The organism is Acidovorax sp. Root402, assembly GCF_001425125.1.
GTDB classification, from domain to species: domain Bacteria; phylum Pseudomonadota; class Gammaproteobacteria; order Burkholderiales; family Burkholderiaceae_C; genus Acidovorax; species Acidovorax delafieldii.
In genome coordinates this window covers 169201-193227 of record NZ_LMDQ01000014.1, presented here as the reverse complement: position 1 = coordinate 193227, position 24027 = coordinate 169201, and the positions used below count along the sequence as shown (strand labels likewise).

Below are 24027 nucleotides of genomic sequence, written 5' to 3'. Positions count from 1 at the left end.
TCGACAACAACATGACCCAACAACTCCAAACCCTCATCGACAACGCCTGGGACAACCGCGCCAGCCTCTCGCCCGCCGCCGCCCCCAAGGAGATCCAGGACGCCGTCGAGCATGTGATTGCCGAGCTGAACAATGGCAAGCTGCGCGTGGCCACCCGCGAAGGCGTGGGCCAGTGGACGGTGCACCAGTGGATCAAGAAGGCCGTGCTGCTGTCGTTCCGCCTCAAGGACAACGAAGTCGTCAAGGCTGGCGACCTGGGCTTTTACGACAAGGTGCAGACCAAATTTGCCCACTTGTCCGAAGAAGAGATGAAAGCCACTGGCGTGCGCGTGGTGCCGCCTGCTGTGGCCCGCCGTGGCAGCTTCATCGCCAAGGGCGCGATCCTGATGCCCTCGTACGTGAACATCGGCGCCTACGTGGGCGAAGGCACCATGGTCGACACCTGGGCCACCGTGGGTTCGTGCGCACAGATTGGCTCCAACGTGCACCTGTCGGGTGGCGTGGGCATTGGCGGTGTGCTGGAGCCTCTGCAGGCCGGCCCCACCATCATTGAAGACAACTGCTTCATCGGCGCACGCTCCGAGGTGGTCGAAGGCGTGGTGGTCGAAGAAAACTCCGTACTGGGCATGGGTGTGTACCTGGGCCAGAGCACCCCGATCTTCAACCGTGCCACCGGCGAAATCAGCTACGGCCGCGTGCCTTCGGGCTCGGTGGTGGTCAGCGGCAACCTGCCCAAGACGGCCGCCAACGGCACGCCCTACAGCATGTACGCTGCCATCATCGTCAAGCAGGTGGACGCGCAAACCCGCTCCAAGACCAGCATCAACGACCTGCTGCGCGACTGATTGACGGGGACCTGCGGACGGCCCGGGCCGTTCGCCACACCGACAGAGACTGACAACAAGAGGGAAACACCATGAGCACGATGGAACGAATTCTTCGCCTGATGGCAGAGAAAAAGGCCTCCGACGTCTATCTGTCGGCCAACGCCCCCGCGCTGATCAAGATCAACGGCGAGTGCGTGCCCATCAACAACCAGATCCTGCCGCCCGATGCGCCGCGCAACCTGCTGTCCGAAGTGGTCCCCCCGGACCGTATCGAAGAGCTGGAAGAAACCGGCGAACTCAACATGGGTGTGCCGCTCAGCGGCGTGGGCCGCTTCCGGGTCAGCGCCATGCGCCAGCGTGGCAGCTATGCGGTGGTGATCCGCTTCATCTCCCAGCAGATTCCCGAGTTCGATTCCCTGGGCCTGCCCCCGGTGATGCGCGAACTCATCTTGGAAAAACGCGGACTGATCCTGATGGTGGGTGCCACGGGTTCCGGCAAGAGCACTTCGCTGGCGTCGATGATCGACACCCGCAACGAGGCGCTCACAGGCCACATCCTCACCATCGAGGACCCGGTCGAATACCAGTTCAAGAACAAGAAATCCATCGTCAACCAGCGCGAGATCGGCAGCGACACCCAGTCCCTGCAGACGGCCCTGAAAAACGCGCTGCGCCAGGCGCCCGACGTGATCCTGATCGGCGAAATCCGCGACCGCGAAACCATGTCAGCCGCCATCGCCTATGCGCAGTCGGGTCACCTGTGCTTGGCCACACTGCACGGCAACAACAGCTACCACGCGCTCAACCGCATCTTGTCGTTCTACCCCGTCGAAGTACGACCCACCATGCTGGGCGACCTGGCATCGGCACTCAAAGCCGTGGTTTCCCAGCGTCTGGTGCGCAAGACCGACGGCGGCCGGGTGCCGGCAGTTGAAGTCATGCTCAACACCAAGCTGGTGTCCGATCTCATCGAAAAAGGCGACTTCTCGGGCGTCCGCGAGGCCATGGAAAAATCCATGGCCGAAGGATCGCAGACCTTTGAAGAAGCGCTGGCACGCCTCATCATGGATGCGCAGATCGACCGCAAGGAAGGCATGGCCTACGCCGATTCGCCCACCAACCTGATGTGGCGCCTGCAAAATGACTTTTCCTTGGCCGCCAACGCCGCCAAGGCCCAGAAAGAAGCACGCGATGCACCCGACGATGCACCGTCGTTCACCGAGATCGTGCTGGACGTCAAGCCGGCGGCGTGATGTGACGCGCCTTGAGCGGCCTGCGGAGCCCTCCCTCAGGGAGGACGACGCGCTCGGTGCCTGGCATCCCCTGCTTGGCGGCTCTGGGCTGGGCCACGCAGCGCCAATGCCTGTATCCATGATCGCAGCCCGGCTGCCTGTCTCCATTCCCTGACCCCATCCCATGTCCCGAACCCTGCACCTGGCTGAACAGCTCATTTCCCTGCCCTCCATCACGCCGGAGGACGCCGGCTGCCTGGATCTGCTGGCCACACGGCTCGCTCCGCTCGGGTTTGTGTGCGAACGACTGGACAGTGGCCCCACAGACTTCCGTGTCAGCAATTTGTGGGCAAAGCGACCGGTAGCGCTAGTGAATCATGCCTCATCCGCTATCAAAACAGTAGTATTCGCAGGCCATACCGATGTCGTCCCCACCGGGCCTCTGGCCCAGTGGAGCAGCGACCCGTTCGTGCCCACCCACAAGGACGGCAAGCTCTATGGCCGGGGTGCGAGCGACATGAAGACCTCCATCGCAGCCTTTGTGGTCGCGGTGGAGGAGTTCCTGGCCGCCACGCCCGCACCGCTGATCGAGCTGGCCTTTTTGCTGACCAGTGACGAGGAAGGTCCTTCCGTTGACGGCACCAAGGTCGTGGTCGAGCAGCTCCAGGCGCGTGGTGAAAAGCTTGATTACTGCATCGTGGGCGAACCGACGTCGGTCGAGAAAACCGGTGACATGATCAAGAATGGACGTCGTGGCACCTTGAGTGCCAAGCTCAGCGTGCGCGGTGTCCAAGGCCACATCGCCTATCCACAACTGGCCCGCAACCCCATCCACCAGGCCCTGCCCGCCCTGGCAGAACTGGCCTCCACCGCGTGGGACAACGGCAATGCCTTCTTTCCGCCCACCAGTTGGCAGATCAGCAACATCCATGGCGGCACCGGCGCCACCAACGTGATCCCGGGTGAGGTGGTGATCGACTTCAACTTCCGCTTCTCGACCGAATCGACGGCAGAGGGCTTGCAGCAGCGCGTGCACGCCGTGCTTGACCACCATGGCCTCGAATATGACCTGCGCTGGACGCTGGGCGGCCAGCCCTTCCTCACCACGCCCGGTGAACTGGTGGGCGCCGTGCAGCAGGCCATCGCCTCCGAGACGGGCATTGCCACCGAACTCTCCACCACCGGTGGTACCAGCGACGGGCGTTTCATTGCGCAGATCTGCCCCCAGGTGATCGAACTGGGCCCGTCCAACGCAACGATCCACAAGATCGACGAGCATGTGGTGGTGTCCGATATCGAGCCGCTCAAGAACATTTACCGCCGCACGCTGGAGAACCTGCATGCGCAGGCCCTGGCGGCCCAGGCGGTGGCCGCATGAGCAAGGCACCCAGCCACCACCCACCGGCAGTTGCAGGTGACACCGTTGGCGCCCTGATCGAATGGGGCTCTCAGCAGCTGGAGTCGGCCGGCGTCTCGTTCGGCCATGGCACCACCAATGCGCAGGACGAAGCTGCATGGCTCGTGTTGTGGCGCCTGGGCCTGCCGCTGGATAGCGACCTCTCCGATGCACCAGAGTCCATCAAAAACAAGCCGGTAGCGCCTGCAGAAATAGCGTTGGTTGCTACACTTTTTGAAGAACGCATTGCCAGTCGCAAGCCTGCCGCCTACCTCACGCGCGAGGCCTGGCTCCAGGGCGTGCCGTTCTATGTGGACGAGCGCTCCATCGTGCCGCGCAGCTTCATTGCAGAGCTGCTGGTGGACGGCAGCGTGGACGATTTCCTGAGCGACCGCACCCATCGGGTGCTGGACCTTTGCACGGGCAACGGCAGCCTGGCTGTGCTGGCGGCGATGGCCTGGCCCGAAGTCGAAGTGACCGGTGCTGATATTTCGCCCGACGCCTTGGCCGTGGCACGCATCAATGTGGAGAAACATCGGCTGCAGGACCGTATCACCTTGCAGTTGTCCGATGGACTGAGTGCCCTGCCCGGCCCCTGGGACCTGATCCTGTGCAACCCGCCCTACGTCAACGCCGACAGCATGGCCGTGCTACCTAGCGAATACCGCGCAGAGCCCGAACTGGCCCTCGCCGGTGGCAAGGACGGCATGGACTTTGTGCGCCAGCTGTTTGCCGCCGCGCCCGCTTGCATGAGCGAAGACGCCGTGATCATTCTGGAGATCGGCAACGAGCGCGCCTATTTTGAGGCGGCCTTTCCGCAATTGCCGGTTTTCTGGCTCGATACCAGTGCAGGAGAAGACCAGGTTCTGCTGGTCACCCGGCAGGCGCTGGCTGCCCAAACCCGGCTCACGGCACAATAGAGCCCTTTACGCCACCTTTGGCAGCAGCAGCGGCTGTGCCGTTGGCAGTTGCGCTGGCCCCCAGAGTTTTGCATGCCACCCGCCTCGTGCGGGTGCGCTTTTTTCTGATTCCCGGATGATCACCCTCAAGAACGTTACCCTGCGCCGAGGCACTAAAGTCGTGCTCGACAGCGTGTCCACCACCATCAACCCCGGCGAAAGCGTCGGGCTTGTGGGCCGCAATGGCGCGGGCAAGTCCAGCCTGTTTGCGCTGCTCAGCGGCAAGCTCCATGAAGATGGCGGGGATTTTCACATCCCGTCGAGCTGGCGGATGGCCGAGGTCGCGCAGAACATGCCCGAGACCGACCAGTCGGCCACCGATTTTGTGCTCGAAGGCGACACGCGTCTGGCCGAGGTGCAACGCCAGTTGGCCGAAGCCGAGGCCAGCGACGATGGGATGGCCATTGCCCATGCCTATTCGGACCTGCATGACGCCGGCGCGCACGATGCCGTGGCGCGTGCCCAGGCGCTGATCCTGGGCCTGGGTTTTCGCGTGAGCGAACTCGACCAGCCCGTCAACAGCTTCTCCGGTGGCTGGCGCATGCGACTGCAACTGGCGCGTGCGCTGATGTGTCCCAGCGACCTCCTGCTGCTGGACGAGCCCACCAATCACTTGGACTTGGACGCCCTGGTCTGGCTCGAAGCCTGGCTCAAGCGCTACGCGGGCACCATGATCGTGATCAGCCACGACCGCGAGTTTCTGGACGCCATCACCAACGTCACGCTGCAAATCCAGCAAGGCGAGTTGAACCGCTACGGCGGCAACTACAGCAAGTTTGAAGAACTGCGCGCCCAGCAGCTCGAACTGCAACAGGCCAGCTTTGCCAAGCAGCAGGAGAAGATGGCCCACCTGCAGAAATTCATCGACCGCTTCAAGGCCAAGGCCAGCAAGGCCAAGCAGGCGCAAAGCCGGGTCAAGCAACTCGAACGCATGGAGAAAATCGGGCCTGTGCTCGCCGAGGCGGACTTCACTTTCGAGTTCAAGGAACCGGCCAACCTGCCCAACCCGATGCTGGCCATCAGCGACGCCTCGTTCGGCTATGTGGACGACGAGGGTACGCCCACCACCATTCTTACGGGCGTCAACCGTTCGGTGCTGGCGGGTCAGCGCATCGGCATCCTGGGCGCCAACGGTCAGGGCAAGTCCACGCTGGTCAAGACCATTGCGCGCACCATGAAAGCACTGGGCGGCAGCATCACCGAGGGCAAGGGCCTGAACATTGGCTACTTTGCCCAGCAGGAACTCGACGTGCTGCGCCCCAGCGAACACCCGCTGGAGCACATGATCCGCTTGGCCAAGGAGCTGGGGCCTGATGCCAAGCAACCCAGCCGGGAGCAGGATCTGCGCAGCTACCTGGGCAGCTTCAACTTCACCGGGGACATGGTCAAACAGGCCGTTGGCACCATGAGCGGCGGTGAAAAGGCGCGCCTGGTGCTGGCCATGATCGTATGGCAGCGCCCCAACCTGCTGCTGCTGGACGAGCCTACCAACCACTTGGACCTGGCCACCCGCGAGGCGCTGGCGATGGCGCTCAACGACTTCGATGGCACTGTGATGCTGGTCAGCCACGACCGCGCCCTGCTGCGCTCGGTCTGCGAGGACTTCTGGATGGTGGGCCGGGGTGTGGTCGGCCCGTTCGACGGCGACCTGGACGACTATCAACGTTACCTGCTCGAAGAGTCCAAGCGCCTGCGCGAAGAAGCACGCCTTGCCGAGCAGGCGCAGGCCTCACAAGCTCCTGCAGCAGCCCCTACCGCAACACCGACACCGGTGGTCGCTCTGGCCTCCGTTGCCGCGCCAGCGCCGGCTCCCGCTCTGTCCCCTTCGCGTGATGGGCGCGAGCAGCGCAAGCTTGACGCTCAAACGCGCCAGCAGCTGGCCGAAAAGACCCGGCCACTCAAAAAAGAGCTGGAACAGATCGATAAACGCTTGACGGCCCTGAGCGCAGAACGCACCCAATTGGAGCAAAAACTGACGGAAGCCTTGCCTCCTGCAGAGATCGCCGAGTGCGGCCGGCGATTGAAAGCCGGAAATGATGAAACGGAAAAACTGGAAGAGCGTTGGCTGGAAATTTCTTCCGAACTCGAAGAAATTTCAGCGGCCTCGGTGGGCTAGAGATGTAAAGTCCTGTAAATTCTTTCCAGAATTTTCCGGACTTTCCATTGATCCATCTCACTTCTACGCTATCAAATATGTAGCAACTTTTAGTGTAAATCTACAGGCTATTGCGGTTGCATTTTTTTGCGAAAGGTTGTCAACGGACTGTGGACCGCCCGCGTTGTTGGTACATCACAGGAGTTTTCCACCATGAATACCACCGCAATCTTGTCCGCTTGGCCCGAAGACGAACGCGACCGTAAGCGCGCACCGGCCCGCTTCTGAAAGCGCTGCGGCCTTGCCTCTGTTGTGTAGCCACACAGTGCACATCAAGCATAAACCATACCAAGGCATGAGAAATGTGGCCACATTAGCTCCATATTTCTCAGGTGGGCCATAGCAAGGTCGGAGTTAACTTCCGCGATTCTTGCAAGTCCCAACAAAAAACCCCGCAGATGCGGGGTTTTTTGTTGGTCCAAAAGGACGGAACAGCCTTTAGCCCATGTGCAGGCCGCCATTGACCGAAAAGTCTGCACCGGTGGCATATCCGCCCTCTTCCGAGGCCAGCCAGGCGATGATCGATGCAATCTCGCTGGGCTCACCCAGGCGTTTGACAGGCACCGTGGCGACAATCTTTTCCAGAACATCCGGACGGATTGCCTTGACCATGTCAGTGCCGATGTAGCCTGGGCTTACCGTATTGACGGTGACGCCCTTGGTGGCCAGTTCCTGCGCCAGGGCCATGGAGAAGCCATGCATGCCCGCCTTGGCGGCGGAATAGTTGGTTTGCCCCGCCTGACCTTTTTCGCCGTTGACAGAGCTGATGTTGATGATGCGGCCCCAGCCCTTTTCCACCATGTCAGACACCACCTGTTTGGTGACATTGAACATGCTGTTGAGGTTGGTTTCGATCACGGCGTCCCAGTCTTCGCGCGACATCTTGAGGAACATGCGGTCGCGTGTGATGCCAGCGTTGTTCACCAGCACGTCAATGGTGCCGTGCTCTGCCTTGGTCTTACCAAAGGCTTCCACGGTGGAATCCCAATCACCCACGTTACCGACCGACGCATAAAACGTGTAGCCTAGGGCCTTCTGCTCTGCCAGCCATTTGGCGTGGTCCCGTGTCGGGCCGCAACCAGCGATGACTTTGAAACCTTCCTTGTGCAGGCGCTGGCAAATGGCGGTACCGATGCCTCCCATGCCACCGGTGACATACGCGACTTTCTGGCTCATGTGATTTCTCCTTGTTAGTGATTGGCTCAGGACCCACTCTACCGAAGAAATTGGGCACTGCCGTGAAGGAAAACACTGAAGCCCTTTCCTTTTTGACATATCCACATGCGTCGCACAGCTGACGCGAGGCACGCTTAGCGACGCGTCACCGGCGTAGCGCCTGCAGATGCACCAAATGGAGGCAGCGGATTGGCTGCTGTGGACTCCGGCAGCCCGCAAGGACTGGCTTGAAATGCAGGCGCTGTGTTGCGCTATACGTGCCGTGGCGCCAGCGGCAAGGACTCCCATCCCGGCTTGGCGAACAGATAACCTTGCTGGTAGCGAACGCCCACCGAACTCAGGTAGGCGGACTCAGCGGAGGTTTCAATGCCCTCCGCCACAATGTCGATGGACAGCCGTTGGCAGACCAGCGCAATGCCGCACACGATCGCCTGTCGCACGGGATCCTGATCGATGTTGCGAATCAGCTCCATGTCGATCTTGAGCACATGGGGCTGAAATTGCACCAGCATGTTCAGCCCCGCGTAGCCCGCACCAAAGTCGTCGATGGCCGTAATGAGGCCCTGGCGCCGGTATTCATTGAAGATGGACTTCAGGTGTGCACCATTGCTGACCTGCTCGCCCTCCGTCACCTCGAACATGATCCGGTTGTGCGGAAAATCGAACTCTTCAGCCGCCTCCATGGTGGCGCGGATGCAGGTCTCGGGCCGATACACCGCATTGGGCAGGAAGTTGATGCTCAGTCGGCAGTCTGGCAGGCTGGCGAGCCCCAGGCGCGACGCTAGTTCAATGGCCTTGACGCGGCACGCCTGGTCAAACCGGTAGCGGTTGGTGTCATCCACCCACGACAGCACCGTACCAGCCGACTCGCCATCCACACCGCGTACCAGCGCTTCGTAGGCGAACGGACGATCCAACTCCAGATCCATGATGGGCTGGAACGCCATCGTGAAGTCGAACGGAAGCTGCGTCTTGTCACGACAGGATTGGCAGCCCACAGGTTCGAAGGGTTGGGCAAAAATGGTCACTGTCATGGAGAACCATGGTAACGCATCATTACAAAGCTGCAGCCTCGTGTTGCTACGTAGACCATAGCCCCAACGCGGCCCCAGCGACTAAAGCACGAAGACCGCCACCGCCTCGGCCAGCCGGTCGGCCTGGCCTTTGAGGGTCGCGGCGGCTGCAGCCGATTCCTCCACAAGAGCGGCATTTTGCTGCGTCATCTGATCAAGCAGGCCCACCGACTGATTGACCTGCGCTATGCCCGAGGACTGGTCTCTGGCTGCAGTATGAATCTCACCCATCATCGCGCTCACACGCTGGACCGATCCCATAATTTCGGTCATGGTACGGCCGGCATCATCAGCCAATTGCCCTCCCTGTGACGCCTTTTGCACCGATGCGCCGATCAAGCCAGAGATCTCGCGGGCTGCTTGTGCCGAGCGCTGCGCCAGCCCCCGCACTTCGGTGGCGACTACTGCAAATCCGCGCCCCTGCTCACCGGCACGCGCAGCCTCCACAGCCGCATTGAGGGCAAGGATGTTGGTCTGAAATGCGATGGAGTCAATCACGCCTGTGATGTCAGCGATGCGGGCTGAGCCTTCGTTGATATCACGCATGGTCCGCACCACTTCGCCCACCACGTCCCCACCGCGCCGGGCTACCCCTGCGGCCGACACCGCCAGCGTGTTGGCCTCGGCGGACGCAGCGGCAGTCTGCCCCACGGTGCCTGTCAACTGTTCCATGCTGGCAGACGTGGCTTGCAAACTACCGGCAGCATGTTCGGTGCGTACAGACAGGTCTTGCGCTCCGCTTGCGATTTCTTCGCACGCCACTGCCATGCCGGCTGCGGCCTGCTGCACGGTAGCTACGGTCTGATGCAGCCGGTCCAGGGCTTCCTTCAGCGCTCGCCCGCCTGGCGTGTGAACTGACAAGCGAGACATGTCCAACATGATCCGGTCGCCGTGCGCCAGCGACGCCGTCAGACGTCGCAACTCGGCGGATTCTTGAGCCGTCCGGCCCATCTTCACGGCCAGGATGACCTCCAACACCGTCTGGATCACCACGTAAAGCGCATGCAACATCACTTGGCCCAGGTCAGGAGCGGTAATGCAGTACAGGCCAACCCCTGCCGCCTGAAGCCGATCAAACACGACATGGTGTACGGCGAACAATGCCGCAGCCCAAACAATGGGCCGCCAGTCCAAATACACGAGTAGCAGCGCCAGCGTCACGAAGACACCGAAATGGAACTCCAGCATGCCGCGAGCCAACTGGATATGCAGTGCAACCAAGCTGACCTGAACAAACGACAACACAAGACGCGATGCCAGCGTGCCCGGAGCCAAAGCATAGGCCACAGCGGCAACCGCACCCAACAGCAAAACTGCCGTCAACGCCAGCATCGAATCCACAAACTGCAAGCCCAGCGCAATGGCTGCCAGCGAACTCAGTCCAATAGCTGCCAAGATGACCCGGTCACCGAGCAGGGCGCCTGGGACCGGACCACCTGCACGTTCTGAGAAATCCGTGGGGGGCGCAGAAAAAATGGACATAGAGATCAAAAATTAACCGTTATGTGTGAATTGTAAACTTGTTGGTAATTTTGTGACTATGCAATTCAATATTCGACTGGACAAAAAAAGGGCCGCATGTCAATGCGGCCCTTTTTCTGTCGCCTGCTGCCTCGCCAATCAACAACCAGCCAGGGCAGTCCTGGCCGAGGCTTTGAGGTTAACGCTCCACAGCCAGCGACACGCCCATGCCACCACCGATACACAGCGCGGCCAGGCCCTTCTTCGCGTCACGGCGCTGCATTTCGTGCAAGAGCGTGACCAGAATGCGGCAACCCGATGCGCCGATGGGGTGGCCGATGGCGATGGCGCCTCCGTTCACGTTGACCTTGGCGGGGTCAATGGCCAGTTCCTTGTTCACAGCGCAGGCCTGTGCGGCAAAGGCTTCGTTCAGCTCGAACAGGTCCACATCGGCGGCGTTCCAGCCTGCGCGCTGCAAGGCCTTGCGCGAGGCCGGCACGGGGCCCATGCCCATGGTGGCAGGGTCCAGGCCGCTGGTGCCAAACGCGGCGATGCGCGCCAGGGGCTTGAGGCCAAGGGCGGCAGCCTTCTTGGCGCTCATCACCACCACAGCGGCGGCGCCATCGTTCAGGCCCGATGCGTTGCCGGCGGTCACGCTGCCCGCCTTGTCAAAGGCGGGGCGCAGGCCGGCCAGGGCTTCGGCGTTGGTATTGCGGTTGAGGTACTCATCGGTGTTGAACAGGATGGGGTCACCCTTCTTCTGCGCCAGGCTTACGCCGACGATTTCATCGGCGAACTTGCCAGCATCTTGTGCAGCAGCTGCCTTTTGCTGGCTGGCCAGGGCCAGTGCGTCCTGCATGTCGCGGGTGATGCCGTACTGCTTGGCCACGTTTTCAGCCGTGATGCCCATGTGGTACTGGTTGTACACGTCCCACAAGCCGTCCACGATCATGGTGTCAATCAACTTCCAGTCGCCCATGCGCTGGCCGTCGCGCGAGTTGGGCAGCACGTGCGGCGCCAGGCTCATGCTCTCCTGGCCGCCGGCCACCACGATCTCGCTGTCGCCCCAGGCCACAGCCTGGGCGGCCAGCATGACCGCCTTCAAACCGGAGCCGCACACTGCGTTGATGGTGAGTGCAGGGGTTTCCTTGGCCACGCCCGCCTTCATGGAGGCCTGACGCGCGGGGTTCTGGCCCACGCCAGCTGCCAGCACCTGGCCCATGATGACTTCGCCGATCTGGTCGGACGAGAGACCTGCGCGCGCGATCGCTTCACGGATCACGATAGCGCCGAGTTCGGTCGCAGGCGTCTTGGCCAGCGAGCCACCAAACTTGCCCACAGCAGTGCGAGCGGCAGAAACGATGACGATGTCTTCCATGGAATGTCCTTGTAGTGGTGAGTGGTGGTTCAGTGATTCTCGCAGCGCCAAAAGTCAGGACTTTTGCGTATCAGGCTTTCTGCTTGACATAGCGGCCGGGCGCGGGCTCGATGGCCTTGAACTTGGTGCCTTTGCCATAGGCCTTGGGCGCAGCAATCTGTTTGCCCGCATGGCTCTTGAGCCAGCCTGACCAGTCGGTCCACCAGCTGCCGGGGTGCTCGGTAGCGCCTTCCAGCCATTGGTCCAGCGTGCCTGGGAACTTGCCGTCGGCGCGGGTCCAGTGGCTGCGCTTGCCCTTGGCGGGTGGGTTGATCACGCCCGCGATGTGGCCTGAGGCGCCCATCACAAAACGCTTCTTGCCCGGCAGCACCTGGGTGGACGCGTAAGCGGCTGTGGCGGGCACGATGTGGTCTTCGCGCGAGCCGTAGATGTAGACAGGCAGGTCGAGGCTGCCCAGGTCCAGCTTTTCGCCGCACACGGCGAGCTTGCCCGGCTTGACCAGGTTGTTTTCGAGGTAGAAATTGCGCAGGTACCAGGCGTAGAACGGGCCGGGCAGGTTGGTGCTGTCGCTGTTCCAGTACAGCAGGTCAAACGGCGGCGGCGTTTCGCCCTTGAGGTAGTTGCCCACCACGTAGTTCCAGACCAGATCGTTGGGTCGCAAGAAGCTGAAGGTGGACGCCAGGTCCTGCCCCTTCATCAGCCCGCCATGGCCCATCTGCATCTCGCGGAACTTGACGAAGGCTTCATCAATGAACACGTCCAGAATGCCCGTGTCGGTGAAGTCAATCAGCGTGGTGAGGAAGGTGGCACTGGCCACGGGCTCGTCGCCGCGCGCTGCCAGCACCGCCAGCGCATTGGACAGGATGGTGCCGCCCACGCAAAAACCCAGCGCATTGATCTGCTCGGCACCGGTGATGTTCTGCACTACGTCGATGGCGGCCATGGCGCCATCTTCCACGTAGTCGTCCCAGGTCTTGTGGGCCAGGCTGTCATCAGGGTTGCGCCAGCTCACCACGAAGGTGCGGTGGCCTTGTTCCACCGCGTAGCGGATCAGCGAGTTCTCGGGCTGCAGGTCAAGGATATAGAACTTGTTGATGCAGGGCGGCACCAGCAGGAACGGGCGCTCGTACACCTTGGCGGTAAGAGGCTTGTATTCGAGCAGCTGGAACAACTCGTTCTCGTACACCACCGCGCCTTCGGTCGTGGCCACATTGCGGCCCACCTCGAACAGACTTTCGTCGGTCATCGACACATGGCCCTGCGTGATGTCGTGCAGCAGGTTCTGCATGCCCTTGGCGATGCTCTCGCCCTGGGTCTCGATGGCTTTCTTCTGCGCCTCGGCGTTGAAAGCGAGGAAGTTGCTGGGCGCCATGGCGGCCATCCACTGCTCCACGCCAAATCGGATGCGGGCCTTGGTCTTTTCGTCAGCCTCGACTGCTTCGGCCAGCCCCATCAGGGTGCGGGCATTGAGCAGGTAGGCGGCGGCGGAAAACGCTGCCACGGGGTTGCTGGCCCAGCCCTCACCGGCAAAACGCTTGTCCTTGACCTCGGGGGTGCCCTGCAAGCCCTGTGCCCAGAGGTCCTGCGCTTCTTTGAGGTATTGCTGCTGCAATGCCTGCAGCTTGGTTTGCGACAGCTTCAGGGGTGCGGCGGCGGGTACCTGCGCCCCCAGGTCCAGTTTCTGGAACGATTGCAGCGCCTGCGACCAGCTTTGCCCGAAAATCTGCTGGAACTGCTGGGCGCTCTCGGCCCAGGGTGATTCAGAAGTCATGCTCATTCCTCGATGGTTGGTCGCTCGCAGCGGCTGGGGCCTGATTTTTGTTTCGCGGGTTCATTGTTGCCCACCGCCACGGTGCATGGCAACGAATTCAACGCTTTCAGTGCACACAAACCAATGTACCTCATCGTCATCGCCTGGACCTACGTCACACTCATGATGGCGGTGGCCGAGGCCACCAGTCCGCAGGGCACCGTGCTGGGCGCCATCATCACGTTTGCACTGTATGGCCTGCTGCCCATGGGCATCCTGGTGTACATCCTGGGCACGCCTTCGCGCAAGCGCAAGATCAAGGAACGGGAGGCGGCCGAACAGGCTGCGTATGACGCGGAGCAGGCTGCAGCCCGCGTGGCCGATGCGGGAGCCGAGTCGGCAGCGTCAGCCGCGCCAGATGCAGGCGGCAAAGCGCCCGCTGCCGCCGAGGGCGGCGCTGTCACGGCGGTGCGAAAAGAACCTTGAGGCCTGCGTGACAGTACACCACGGCGGGGTGCTGTCGTTGCCGTAAATGTGCGTGATGCCCATGGCACGCAGCCGCAGCCGGGCCAGCCCTGCGAGATCGCACAGGTACTTGCCCGGTGCGTCGGGACGGGCCACAAAACATGGAGCAGCCGCAGCGCCCAATGCGCCCGGCGCGTCGCAGAACGCTGCACGCACCTCAGCCCCTACCTCGAAAGCTGTGGGGCCAATGCAGGGGCCCAACCAGGCCAGCGTGTGCGCAGCAAGCTCTGAAGCGGCCGGAGAGCCTGGCGCCGACGCTCCGTTTTTGATAGCTACTGAGGCATGATGCACTAGCGCTTCATGGCAAAAATGCTTGAAAACCGATTCCAGCACGCCCTGCCCTGCGTGCCCGGCCAGTCCGCGCCAGCCGGCATGGGCCGCAGCCACCACCTGGCCTGAGCGGTGGGCCAGCAGCACGGGCAGGCAGTCGGCCACCATGATGGTGCAGACGGCGCCGGGTGCGCTGGCCACGCAGGCGTCGGCCTCTGTGCCGTCGGGGGTGCTCGCATCCAGCAATACCACGCCATCGCCGTGCACCTGGTTCAGGAACACCGCGCGGGCGTCCGGGGTGGTGGATTGCAAGGCGGACTGCAAGGTCTGCCGGTTGGCAGCCACTGCCAACGGATCGTCGCCCACATGAGTGCCCAGGTTGAACTGGTCGTACGGTGCGCGGCTCACGCCGCCCGTGCGCGTGGTGCACAGCGCATGCACACCGGGCGGTGCGGGCCAGTCGGGCACCAGCCAGTCTGCGTGCCGGCTTGGGACCGACGATGACACAGGCGTCACGCTTCGTTGTCCGGGCAGGCCGAGGGCTGCGCCTGCTGGAATGCAGGCAGTGCCATGCAGGCGTCAAACACCCCCATGGTGAGTGGCAGGCCGTCCAGACTGACCTTGAAGCGCTGGGCGTTGAAGATCTGGGGCACCAGGCAGCAGTCGGCCAGCGTGGGCGTATCGCCCCAGCACAGCACCGAGGGTGCCATACCCTGTGCTGCGCGTTCTTGGGCCAGCAGCTCCAGTTGCCGCTCAAACGCCTCCAGACCGCCGCGCACCCAGTGGTGGTACCAGGCGTTCTTGGCATCCTCATCCACCTTCAGGTCGCGCACCAGGTACTTGAGCACGCGCAGGTTGTTGAGCGGATGGATCTCGCACGCCACCATCTGCGCCAGCGCCCGCACCCGGGCCCGGGCCAGCGGCGTGGCGGGAAGCAAAGCGGGCGTCGGGTGGGTTTCGTCCAGGTATTCGATGATGGCCATGGACTGGGACAGCGCCGTCCCCCCGTCGGTCACCAGTGTGGGCACCAGTGCGTCGCCAATGCGGCGCAGGTACTCGGGGTCCTTGTGTTCGCCCTTGACGAGGTGCACGGGCAGGTAGTCATAGTCCAGGCCCTTGATCTGCAGCGCGATGCGCACGCGGAACGAGGCAGAGGAGCGGAAGTAGTTGTACAGCTGCATGGAAGAACGGTGCCTGTGATGGGGTCTGTGGGGATACGGAACCGGCGCACCGTGGTGCCAGCACGCCGCAGATGGCAAGCCTCTGGGGCCTGAGAGCGCGGGACGTGCCGGTCAGGCGCCCGAAGTGCCTGCCGGGTCCTGGTGGTTGTATACGACTTTGGAGAGCAGCACCATCAGGTCGGCGCTTTCCTGGGCGGTGAGCGGTGCGGTCAGGCGTTCCTGCACTCGCTGGGCGGCGTCGCGCATCTGCAGGGCGGCCACTTCGCCTTCAGGGGTGATCCACAGCAGCTTGCGGCGGCGGTCGCGGGTGTCGGGCTCGCGACGGATCCAGCCGCGCTTTTCCAGGCGCCCGATCACCGAGCCGGAAGTGGCTGCATCGAACGCCACGCGGGCCGCCAGGGTGACCTGGTCTTCGCCCGGCTGGGCCAGCAGCTCGTGCAGGATGGCGAACTGCACCGGCGTCACGTCAAATCCGGCCGTCTCTTCCATGAAAAGTGCCACGGTCCGCTGGTGGGCGCGGCGCACCAGGTGGCCCGGCGTGTTGTGGAAATCGAAGCTCTTTGCCATGAGCGCGAGTGTAGCGCCCCCCAGCAGAGGGCCTGCGCCCATGGCACACTGCCACACTGCGGCGCGCACGGCACTGCGCCCGGTTTTTTGACAGCATTCCCAGAACCATTGAAAGGCAGACATGAGCTACGTGTTTCCTCCAGCCCCCGTGGTCAGCGTGCCCGTGGTGGGCAGCGGCGAACGGTTTCCGGTGCACCGCATCTACTGCGTGGGCCGCAACTACGAAGAACACGCCAAGGAGATGGGTTTCACCGGCCGCGAGCCACCGTTCTTCTTCCTCAAGCCTGCGGATGCCATCGTGGTCGTCAACGCGGGCGAAACCGGGCAACTGCCCTACCCCAGCCTGACCGCCAACCTGCACCACGAGATCGAGCTGGTGGTGGCCATTGGCAAGGGTGGCAAGAACATCCAGGCCGCCGACGCGTTTGCGCACATCTACGGCTACGCCGTGGGCCTGGACATGACCCGCCGCGATCTGCAGAACGACATGAAGAAACAGGGCCGCCCCTGGTGCATCGGCAAGGGCTTCGACGCCAGCGCGCCCATCGGTCCCATCACGCCGGCAGCCCAGGCAGGTGATGTGGCCAATGCGCCCATCTGGCTGCAGGTCAACGGAGCGGACCGCCAGCGCAGCACCGTGACCCAGTTGATCTGGAACATTGCCGAGACCATCGAGCACCTGTCGGCCGCGTGGGAGCTGCAGCCCGGCGACCTGATCTACACCGGCACCCCCGAAGGCGTGGGCGCCGTGGTGCGTGGCGATACGCTCGAAGGCGGCGTGGGCGGCCTCACGCCCTTGCGCCTGACGGTAGTCTGAAGACCACCGGGCTGCCCTTCTGCCCGGCCAGGCGAACACCGAAAACGCTACGATTTTCATAGCTGGTAGCGCATGTTTCACTGGCGCTGCCAGCCATTCTGACCCTCAAACCCCTGCATGACCTACCGCAGCCCCATCAAACATTGCCGCGCCTGTGGCACCGCCGTGGTGTACCGCCTGCCGGACGACGGCGACACCAAACAGCGTGCGGTCTGCCCCGCCTGCAACACGGTGCACTACGAGAACCCGCTCAATGTGGTGGGCACGGTGCCCGCGCTGCCCGATGGCCGCATCCTGCTATGCAAGCGCAACATCGAACCCCGCTGGGGCAAATGGACGCTGCCCGCAGGCTTCATGGAGCTGGACGAAACCACGGCACAGGGTGCGGCGCGCGAGACCGATGAGGAAGCCGGAGCGCAGATCGAGATCGGCCCCCTGTTCAGCCTGCTGAACGTGCGCCGCGTGGGCCAGGTGCACCTGTTCTACCGGGCCACGCTGCTCAGCGACCAGTTCAACCCGGGCTACGAAACCATCGAGGCGCGGCTGTTTGCCGAAGACGAGGTGCCCTGGGACGAGCTGGCCTTCCGCACCGTGAAAGAAACACTGGAGTGCTACTTTGCCGACCGCAAGGCGGGCACCATGGGCATGCACTTCATCGACATTGAGTAGGCCCTGCCATGACAGTTGCCACCTCCACAGCATCACCCGTGGCCACCCCGCAGGCCAGTGTGCCGCCCGATGGCCTGCCCGCCTACCGCCTGCTCACCGGCCCCGACGACGCCAGCTTCTGCCGCCGCGTGAGCGACGCGCTGGCGCTGGGCTATCGGCTGTATGGCTCTCCTGCGGCCACCTTCAATGGGCAGACCGTGATCGTGGCGCAGGCCATCGTGTGGCCCGGTACGGTGGCCTGACTGCGCGGCCAGCCCATCAGGCCGTGGTCTTATCGCACCTGCCGCGCGCAGCGCATCAAGGCTTGGCAGGAATCACGATGACGGTATTGCCGTCGCCCGAGCTACCGGCACTGCCGGTGTTTCCGGTGTTGCCCTTGCTGCCGGTGTTGCCCGTATTTCCCTTTGCGCCCGTGGCCCCCGTGTCACCCTGGTAGCCGGTAGCCCCCTGCATGCCGGTGGCCCCGGTGCTACCCTGTCCTCCGGTGGCCCCTGTCGAGCCCATACTGCCTGTGGCACCGGTGTAGCCCGTATTGCCCTGGTTGCCCGTGGCTCCCGTCGCGCCGGTGTAGCCAGTATCGCCAGTCTTGCCGGTGTAACCCGTGTTGCCGGTATTGCCTTGCGCGCCCGGAGGGCCCATGGGGCCGGTGCAGGCGCCCAGCGTCAGGGTGGCCAGTACCAGCAAGGTGGTGGTGATTGTTTTCATGGTGAGTCCTTTGGCGTTGCATGCAGTCCAACGACTGCATGCGCCACTGTGCGGGGCACCTCTGGCAGGGTCTGTTCGCTTGCGCGCTTAGTGCGGGCGACAAACGCTGGACGCAGACTTTGGCGACAACGTCCTACACCTCGCAAAGCCCCTATTCAGGCGGCCTTGCTTTAAGGCCCCAAGGCAACACCCACATCATCGCGGCGCTGGCGTCACAGAAGCCCGGAAGACGCAACGGCCTATTCGCCCCCCACCCGGTCTTCCGCAGGCACAGGCGGCGAGACAGAACCCGGTGGGTCAATGGTGACCGGCGGCAAGCCTCCCGCACCGGCAGGCCGAGGCGGCATGCCAGGCACCGGGGGTTGCTGGGGGTCGGTACGGAACAGCCCCCGGATCCAGTCCCGCATGGTGCTGAGCGAGCTGTCGGGCGGTGGCGGCGGGCTGGTGTCAAACTCGTCCACAAACCGGTCGTTGCCGTCGATCACCTTGTTGCGGATGGCCTGCTGCATGAACTCGCCCACCATGGGCAACGCACTGCGCGCGCCCTGCCCCCAGTAGTCGCTGCGCAGCGTGATGCGCCCGTCGTTGAAGCCGGCCCACGCGCCTGCCACCACGCGGGTGTGCATCAGGATGAACCAGCCATCGGTGTTGTCTTGCGTGGTGCCGGTCTTGCCCGCCACGTCGGCCTGGATGCCATACCGCGTGCGGATGGCCGTGGCCGTGCCCCGGTCCACGGCACCGCGCATGGTGTTGCGCAGGGTCTGGGCAGCCCGGGGCTGGAAGACCTCTTCCGGCACGGGCTTGGCAAAGGTCTCCAGCACCTTGCCGTGGCGGTCTTCGATGCTGGTGATGAGCACGGGCTCCACATAGCGGCCCAGGTTCACGATGCTGCTGTAGGCCGAGATCATCTCCTTGAGCGTGACCGGGCTGGTGCCCAGCGCGAGGGACGGAACCTCCTCCAGCTTGGACTGCCGCACGCCCAGGGCGCGTGCCACTTCGGCCACGCGGGCCGGGCCCACCTGCTGCATCACCTGCGCGGTGATGGTGTTCTTGGACAGCGCGAGGCCATCGGCCAGCGTCATGGGCTGATCGCTGGGCGGGCCACCGTCGGTGGGGCGCCAGACGCGGCCACCGCCCAGCGGGATTTCGACGGCAGTATCCATCAGCGTGTCTTCGGGCGTGGCGCCGTTGGCAAACGCAGCGCCATACACAAATGGCTTGAAGGTAGAGCCCGGCTGGCGGCGCGCAGCCTGCACGTGGTCAAACGGGTCTTGCGCAAAGTCGCGGCTGCCCACCCAGGCCAGCACATGGCCGGTGACCGGGTCTTGCGCCAGAAAGCCGGCCTGCACACGCGTCTTTTCGGCGCGCAGCTTGGCCATGAAGGAGGCGTCATCCATCAGCGCCTTCAGGGCGTCGTCAGGGGTGTCGCCTTTGTCAACGGCGGCGCGGTATTCGGCGCTCTCGCGCACCAGGGTCTGCACCAGCTCGTTCTTGGGGCCCCAGCCGTTGCGCTGCGACCAGGCGGTGTCTGCCACGCCTTGCAATTGCCGGCCCTGCCGTGCCACCGCCTGGTTGGCATAGGCCTGCAGGCGCGAATCGATGGTGGTGCGAATCACCAGACCGTCCGAATACAGGCTGTAGCCCTTGCTGTCGGCCCAGTCGATGAGCTGCTTGCGCAGCTGGATCGCAAAGTGCGGCGCCGGGCCCATCACCTCCGTCTGGCGTTCGAAGTTGATGCGCAGCGGGCGTTTTTGCAGGGTCTCGAACTGCTTGGCATCGAGCTTGCCCCGCTTGACCATCTGCGACAGCACCGTGTTGCGGCGGGCCTGCGCGCGCTCGGGGTTGAGCACCGGGTTGTAGTAGGCCGTGCCCTTGAGCATGCCAATCAGCGTGGCGCTTTCCAGCACATTGAGCTTGTCGGCCGACTTGTCAAAATAGGTGCGCGCGGCCATCTCGATGCCGTAGGCGTTGTACAGAAACGGCACGGTGTTGAGGTAGGTCTCCAGGATCTCGTCCTTGGAATACGACGCCTCGATCTTGAGCGCGGTGATCGCCTCCTTGAGCTTGCGCGTGAGCGTGCGCGAGCGCCCGATTTCCTCCGGGAACAGGTTGCGCGCCAGCTGCTGGGTGATGGTGGAGCCGCCCTGCGGGTCCCCACGGAGCGTCAGCACCACCGACGACGCCGTGCGGCGCCAGTCCAGCCCGAAGTGCTTGTAGAAACGGTGGTCCTCGGTTGCTATCAGCGCGTCCACCACGTTGGGCGAAATCTGGTTCAGCTCCACCCATTCGCGGTTGGCCCAGCGGTATTCGGCCAGCAGCTTGCCGTCGGCCGACATGAGCTGCGCCGGCAGCTCGCTCTTGGCCTTGCGGATGTCGCTGATGCCGGGAGTAAAAGGCACCAGCGCCAGCGTGAACACCAGCAGCGCAGCGGGCACCGCCACCACCGTCCACAGCAGCAGGCGCCGCACGGGCCGGGGAACCCAGGCCAACAGGCTCGCCATGCGGGCCCGGAAAGAAAGCAGCCAGTTGTGCATCAATGAATCGCCGGGAGATTGGGGGTCGCTTCAGGACCGCCCCACCAGGGGCCGGTCAGGAAGGAGAAAGGGGAATGAGAACGCGAAAAGAGAGTCGGGCATGGTGCACCGTGCTCCGTCAGACACCCTGGCCTGACAACAGTTCCAGCATGCCGGCTTCGTCGAGCACGGGCACACCCAGTTCCTGGGCCTTGGCCAGCTTGCTGCCGGCTTCTTCGCCCGCCACCACATAGCTGGTCTTTTTGCTGACGGAGCCCGCCACCTTGGCACCAGCCGCCTCCAGCAGGTCTTTGGCGGCGTCTCGGCTCAGGGTGGGCAAGGTACCGGTCAGCACCACCGTCTTGCCCGCCAGGATCTGCGGAGCGCGCTCGGCCACCGGCCCCTCGGGCCAGGTCACGCCGCAGGCGCGCAGTTGCTCGACCACCTCGCAGTTGTGCGGTTGCTGGAAGAAGGTGTGCAGGCTCTGCGCCACCACGGGGCCCACGTCGTTCACCTCCAGCAACTGCTCCACGCTGGCGTCCATGATGGCGTCCAGCGTGCCAAAGTGCCGCGCCAGGTCCTTGGCCGTGGCCTCGCCCACATGGCGCAGTCCCAGGCCGAACAGAAAACGTGGCAAGGTGGTCTGCTTGGATTTTTCGAGCGCGGCCAGCACGTTCTGGGCCGACTTCTCGGCCATGCGCTCCAGCGCAATCAGCGATGTGAGGCCCAGCCGGTACAGGTCGGGCAGCGTGCGGATCACATTGGCATCCACCAGCTGGTCCACCAGCTTGTCGCCCAGGCCCTCGATGTCCATGGCGCGGCGCGCGGCAAAGTGCAGGATCGCCTCCTTGCGCTGCGCGGCGCAGAACAGGCCGCCGGTGCAGCGGTGGTTGGCCTCGCCCTTTTCGCGCACCACGGCGCTGCCACACACGGGGCAGGCCTTGGGCATCTGGAAATTGGGTACATAGCCCGTGCGGTTGCCCGGCATCACGCCCACCACTTCGGGGATCACATCGCCCGCACGGCGCACGATGACGGTGTCGCCCACGCGCACGCCCTTCTTGCGGATCTCGAACAGGTTGTGCAGCGTGGCGTTGGTGACGGTGACGCCGCCCACAAACACAGGCGCCAGGCGTGCGACCGGCGTGATCTTGCCGGTGCGCCCCACCTGCACGTCTATGCCTTCGATCTTGGTGGCCATCTCCTGCGCGGGATATTTGTGCGCCACGGCCCAGCGCGGCTCGCGCGTCTTGAAGCCCAGGTCGCGCTGCAGCTGCAGCGAGTTGACCTTGTAGACGACGCCGTCAATGTCGTACGGCAGCGCATCGCGGCTGGCACCCACCTGCTGGTGAAATGCTACCAATTCAGTAGCACCCACCGCAATTTGTACCTGCGCTGCCACCGGGAAACCCCAGGATTTCAACGTCTGCAGCATCTCGAAATGCGTGCGGAACACGGGCCCACCCTCGGCAGGCGGCGTGATGGCGCCCAGGCCATAGGCAAAAAAGCTCAAGGGCCGCTGGGCGGTGATGTTGGAGTCCAGTTGGCGCACCGCACCCGCAGCCGCATTGCGTGGATTCACAAAGGTCTTGCCGCCCTGCTCCCGCTGGCGCTCGTTCAGCGCGTCGAAGTCGGCGCGGCGCATGTAGACCTCGCCGCGCACTTCGAGCAAAGAAGGCACGCCGTCGGGCAGGGTCAGCGGAATCTGGCGGATGGTGCGGATGTTGTGCGTCACGTCCTCGCCCACCTCGCCATCACCGCGCGTGGCGGCCTGCACCAGGCGGCCGTTTTCGTAACGCAGGCTCATGGCCAGGCCGTCAAACTTGGGCTCGGCCACGTATTCAATGGCAGGGTCAGCATCGGTCAGGCCCAGCTCGCGCCGCACGCGCGCATCAAACGCCTGGGCGCCCGTGGCCTCGGTGTCGGTTTCGGTGTGGATGCTGAGCATGGGCACCGTATGGCGCACGGGGGCCAGGCCCTCCATCACCGCGCCAATCACGCGCTGCGTGGGCGAGTCGGGGGTGACCAGGTCAGGGTGCGCGGCTTCCTGCGCCTGCAGCTCGCGGAACACGCGGTCGTATTCGGCGTCGGGCACGGTGGGCTCGTCCAGCACGTAGTACTGGTGCGCCCACTGGTTGAGCTGGTCGCGCAGTGCTTTGATTTTGATAGCAGGCTGCGCTTGATCCACTAGCGCTGGAGCCGAAAAAAGATCCAGATTGTCGGTCATGGCCGCACCGGCGCTCAGCTGAAAAGGCGCCGCGCCAACACCGACCCCGCCGACAGATCGCGTCCATCGAGCTGGTCATACAGCAGCTCCAGGTCCGCAGCGATCGGGTCCATGGCCATGGCGGGCAGCGGCGTGCCGTTCTGGTCGCACAGCACGCCATCCATGGCCTGGCACAGGGCGGCGGCCACGTCGCGCAGGCGGGCAAAGGGCTGCTCGGTGCGGTGCACCTGGGCGACATCCAGGCTCAGGGTGATGTCGCGAATCGCGGACTGGTCCGGGTCTTCGGCCAGCGCGGCCTGGGTGTCGTACCCCAGGGTGAGCAATGGCGGCAGGCCCTGGGTGCTGGCGGGCAGCACCAGGCGGCCGGGCATGGCGCCGGGCACGAAGCCCAGGCGGGCAGCGTTCTGCTGCACGTAGCCAGGGCTCCAGGCGGCCTGGCGGGCGCGCAGCATGAACATGAGCTGGGCGTCGTGGTCGCTGGCGAACTGGTCCAGTTCGCGGGCGCGGGCCACTTCTTGCAGCATGTCGGGGAAGTCGGGAGCGGCGTTGATGGCGTCAGCAAAGGCCTGCGCCTTGACCACGAACTCGGAGAACTCGATCTCGTTGAGCGCGCCCATGCGGTTGGCCAGCTGCACCCCCGCCTGGAAGGACTGGTAGCGCTGGCCAGGGGTCGGGGTTTCCCACTGCTGGGTGGCTTCGTTCAGGCCTTCGATGGCAAAGGGCTTGCTGCCTGCGCGGCGGGTGGGCGGCAGCGCGGCCAGCGCCGCATCGCCCGACACCACATGCTCGGGCTGCAGCGAGGCGATCACATCGATGAGCGGGTCCAGCCCGGGGCGGCGCTCGGGTGAAAACGGCGGCACGGGCAGTTGCAGGGCGTCGCCCGCATCCACGGTGTGTTCAGACGGCTCCGGCCCCCGGTCCAGGCCATGGAACTCGCTGGGCGGCATTGCCCCCGCCGCAGCGGCATCAAAACCGGGCTCCAGGCGCTGCGCGGGCTCTGCCGCTGGGTCATGCTCCGTGGGCAAGGCGCGCTTGGGCGCGTTGCGGCGCGAGGTCCAGGTGTTGTAGGCCACGATCAGGGCCAGCACCAGGCCACCGATGATGGCGAGACTCAGTTGCAATGTGCTCATGTTTGAATCAATGGGT

21 protein-coding genes are annotated in these 24027 nt (G+C 63.9%); 9 read left to right on the top strand and 12 right to left on the bottom strand.

All coding sequences use genetic code 11. The features are described 5' to 3' along the window. The first annotated feature begins 11 nt into the window (after positions 1–11). The 5 genes from dapD (at position 12) to ASC83_RS12060 (ending at position 6530) form a co-directional block, all read left to right on the top strand. Positions 12–845: a 2,3,4,5-tetrahydropyridine-2,6-dicarboxylate N-succinyltransferase gene (gene dapD / locus ASC83_RS12080; RefSeq protein WP_056062639.1), complete on the top strand. Its 834-nt coding sequence runs from the start codon at positions 12–14 to the stop codon at positions 843–845. Between the two features lie 71 nt (positions 846–916). After that, positions 917–2080, top strand: coding sequence for a PilT/PilU family type 4a pilus ATPase (locus ASC83_RS12075; protein WP_056062628.1), 1164 nt, complete (start codon positions 917–919; stop codon positions 2078–2080). Positions 2081–2243: 163 nt separating this feature from the next. After that, positions 2244–3437 (top strand): succinyl-diaminopimelate desuccinylase, encoded by a 1194-nt coding sequence (gene dapE / locus ASC83_RS12070; protein WP_056062625.1) that lies wholly within the window; start codon positions 2244–2246, stop codon positions 3435–3437. After that, positions 3434–4375: a 50S ribosomal protein L3 N(5)-glutamine methyltransferase gene (gene prmB / locus ASC83_RS12065; RefSeq protein ID WP_056062622.1), complete on the top strand. Its 942-nt coding sequence runs from the start codon at positions 3434–3436 to the stop codon at positions 4373–4375. The genes dapE and prmB overlap by 4 nt, the downstream gene beginning before the upstream one ends. 115 nt (positions 4376–4490) lie before the next feature. Next, a complete protein-coding gene (locus ASC83_RS12060) occupies positions 4491–6530 on the top strand; it encodes an ABC-F family ATP-binding cassette domain-containing protein (protein ID WP_056062619.1) in 2040 nt (679 codons plus the stop codon). A gap of 477 nt (positions 6531–7007) precedes the next feature. Here the strand turns inward: ASC83_RS12060 and phbB are convergent, their stop codons facing one another. The 5 genes from phbB to ASC83_RS12035 form a co-directional block, all read right to left on the bottom strand. Then, positions 7008–7745, bottom strand: coding sequence for an acetoacetyl-CoA reductase (phbB, locus tag ASC83_RS12055; RefSeq protein WP_056062618.1), 738 nt, complete (start codon positions 7743–7745; stop codon positions 7008–7010). Between the two features lie 251 nt (positions 7746–7996). After that, the gene (locus ASC83_RS12050) at positions 7997–8779 is read right to left on the bottom strand and encodes an EAL domain-containing protein (RefSeq protein ID WP_056062613.1); all 783 of its coding nucleotides are present in this window, start codon (positions 8777–8779) and stop codon (positions 7997–7999) included. An 81-nt stretch (positions 8780–8860) separates the two neighbouring features. Then, positions 8861–10300, bottom strand: coding sequence for a methyl-accepting chemotaxis protein (locus tag ASC83_RS12045; protein ID WP_235509361.1), 1440 nt, complete (start codon positions 10298–10300; stop codon positions 8861–8863). 178 nt (positions 10301–10478) lie between these two features. Beyond that, positions 10479–11657, bottom strand: coding sequence for an acetyl-CoA C-acetyltransferase (locus ASC83_RS12040; RefSeq protein ID WP_056062610.1), 1179 nt, complete (start codon positions 11655–11657; stop codon positions 10479–10481). Positions 11658–11727: 70 nt separating this feature from the next. Next, positions 11728–13428 carry an alpha/beta hydrolase gene (locus tag ASC83_RS12035; RefSeq protein ID WP_056062608.1) on the bottom strand — a complete coding sequence of 567 codons (1701 nt, stop codon included), beginning with the start codon at positions 13426–13428 and terminating at the stop codon, positions 11728–11730. Between the two features lie 123 nt (positions 13429–13551). Between ASC83_RS12035 and ASC83_RS12030 the strand changes: the two genes are divergently transcribed. Beyond that, entirely contained in the window at positions 13552–13893 is a 342-nt protein-coding gene (locus tag ASC83_RS12030) for a hypothetical protein (RefSeq protein ID WP_056064982.1), read from the top strand. Here the strand turns inward: ASC83_RS12030 and ASC83_RS12025 are convergent. The 3 genes from ASC83_RS12025 to ASC83_RS12015 form a co-directional block, all read right to left on the bottom strand. Then, positions 13813–14718, bottom strand: a complete 906-nt coding sequence (locus ASC83_RS12025; protein ID WP_056062606.1) for a polyphenol oxidase family protein — start codon at positions 14716–14718, stop codon at positions 13813–13815. The two genes, ASC83_RS12030 and ASC83_RS12025, sit on opposite strands and share 81 nt — an antisense overlap. Beyond that, positions 14715–15383, bottom strand: coding sequence for a maleylacetoacetate isomerase (gene maiA / locus ASC83_RS12020; protein WP_056062603.1), 669 nt, complete (start codon positions 15381–15383; stop codon positions 14715–14717). Before maiA ends, ASC83_RS12025 begins: the two co-directional genes overlap by 4 nt. Positions 15384–15494: 111 nt before the next feature. Then, positions 15495–15950 carry a MarR family winged helix-turn-helix transcriptional regulator gene (locus ASC83_RS12015; protein ID WP_043566498.1) on the bottom strand — a complete coding sequence of 152 codons (456 nt, stop codon included), beginning with the start codon at positions 15948–15950 and terminating at the stop codon, positions 15495–15497. Positions 15951–16071: 121 nt separating this feature from the next. On the opposite strand from ASC83_RS12015, the gene ASC83_RS12010 reads away from it, so the two are divergent. The 3 genes from ASC83_RS12010 (at position 16072) to ASC83_RS12000 (ending at position 17678) form a co-directional block, all read left to right on the top strand. After that, positions 16072–16767, top strand: coding sequence for a fumarylacetoacetate hydrolase family protein (locus ASC83_RS12010; protein ID WP_056062600.1), 696 nt, complete (start codon positions 16072–16074; stop codon positions 16765–16767). Between the two features lie 117 nt (positions 16768–16884). Then, positions 16885–17436 (top strand): NUDIX hydrolase, encoded by a 552-nt coding sequence (locus ASC83_RS12005; protein ID WP_015014179.1) that lies wholly within the window; start codon positions 16885–16887, stop codon positions 17434–17436. A gap of 8 nt (positions 17437–17444) precedes the next feature. Continuing rightward, entirely contained in the window at positions 17445–17678 is a 234-nt protein-coding gene (locus tag ASC83_RS12000) for a DUF1737 domain-containing protein (protein ID WP_056062597.1), read from the top strand. A gap of 55 nt (positions 17679–17733) precedes the next feature. Here ASC83_RS12000 and ASC83_RS11995 read toward each other — a convergent pair whose 3' ends face one another. From ASC83_RS11995 to ASC83_RS11980, 4 genes are all read right to left on the bottom strand, one after another. After that, entirely contained in the window at positions 17734–18141 is a 408-nt protein-coding gene (locus ASC83_RS11995; protein WP_056062595.1) for a hypothetical protein, read from the bottom strand. 239 nt (positions 18142–18380) lie between these two features. After that, a complete protein-coding gene (locus tag ASC83_RS11990) occupies positions 18381–20675 on the bottom strand; it encodes a transglycosylase domain-containing protein (RefSeq protein WP_156379487.1) in 2295 nt (764 codons plus the stop codon). A 118-nt stretch (positions 20676–20793) separates the two neighbouring features. Next, complete coding sequence (gene ligA / locus ASC83_RS11985; protein WP_056062593.1) at positions 20794–22881, bottom strand: NAD-dependent DNA ligase LigA; 2088 nt, start codon at positions 22879–22881, stop codon at positions 20794–20796. Between the two features lie 14 nt (positions 22882–22895). After that, the gene (locus ASC83_RS11980) at positions 22896–24011 is read right to left on the bottom strand and encodes a hypothetical protein (protein ID WP_056062590.1); all 1116 of its coding nucleotides are present in this window, start codon (positions 24009–24011) and stop codon (positions 22896–22898) included. Between the last annotated feature and the right edge of the window lie 16 nt (positions 24012–24027).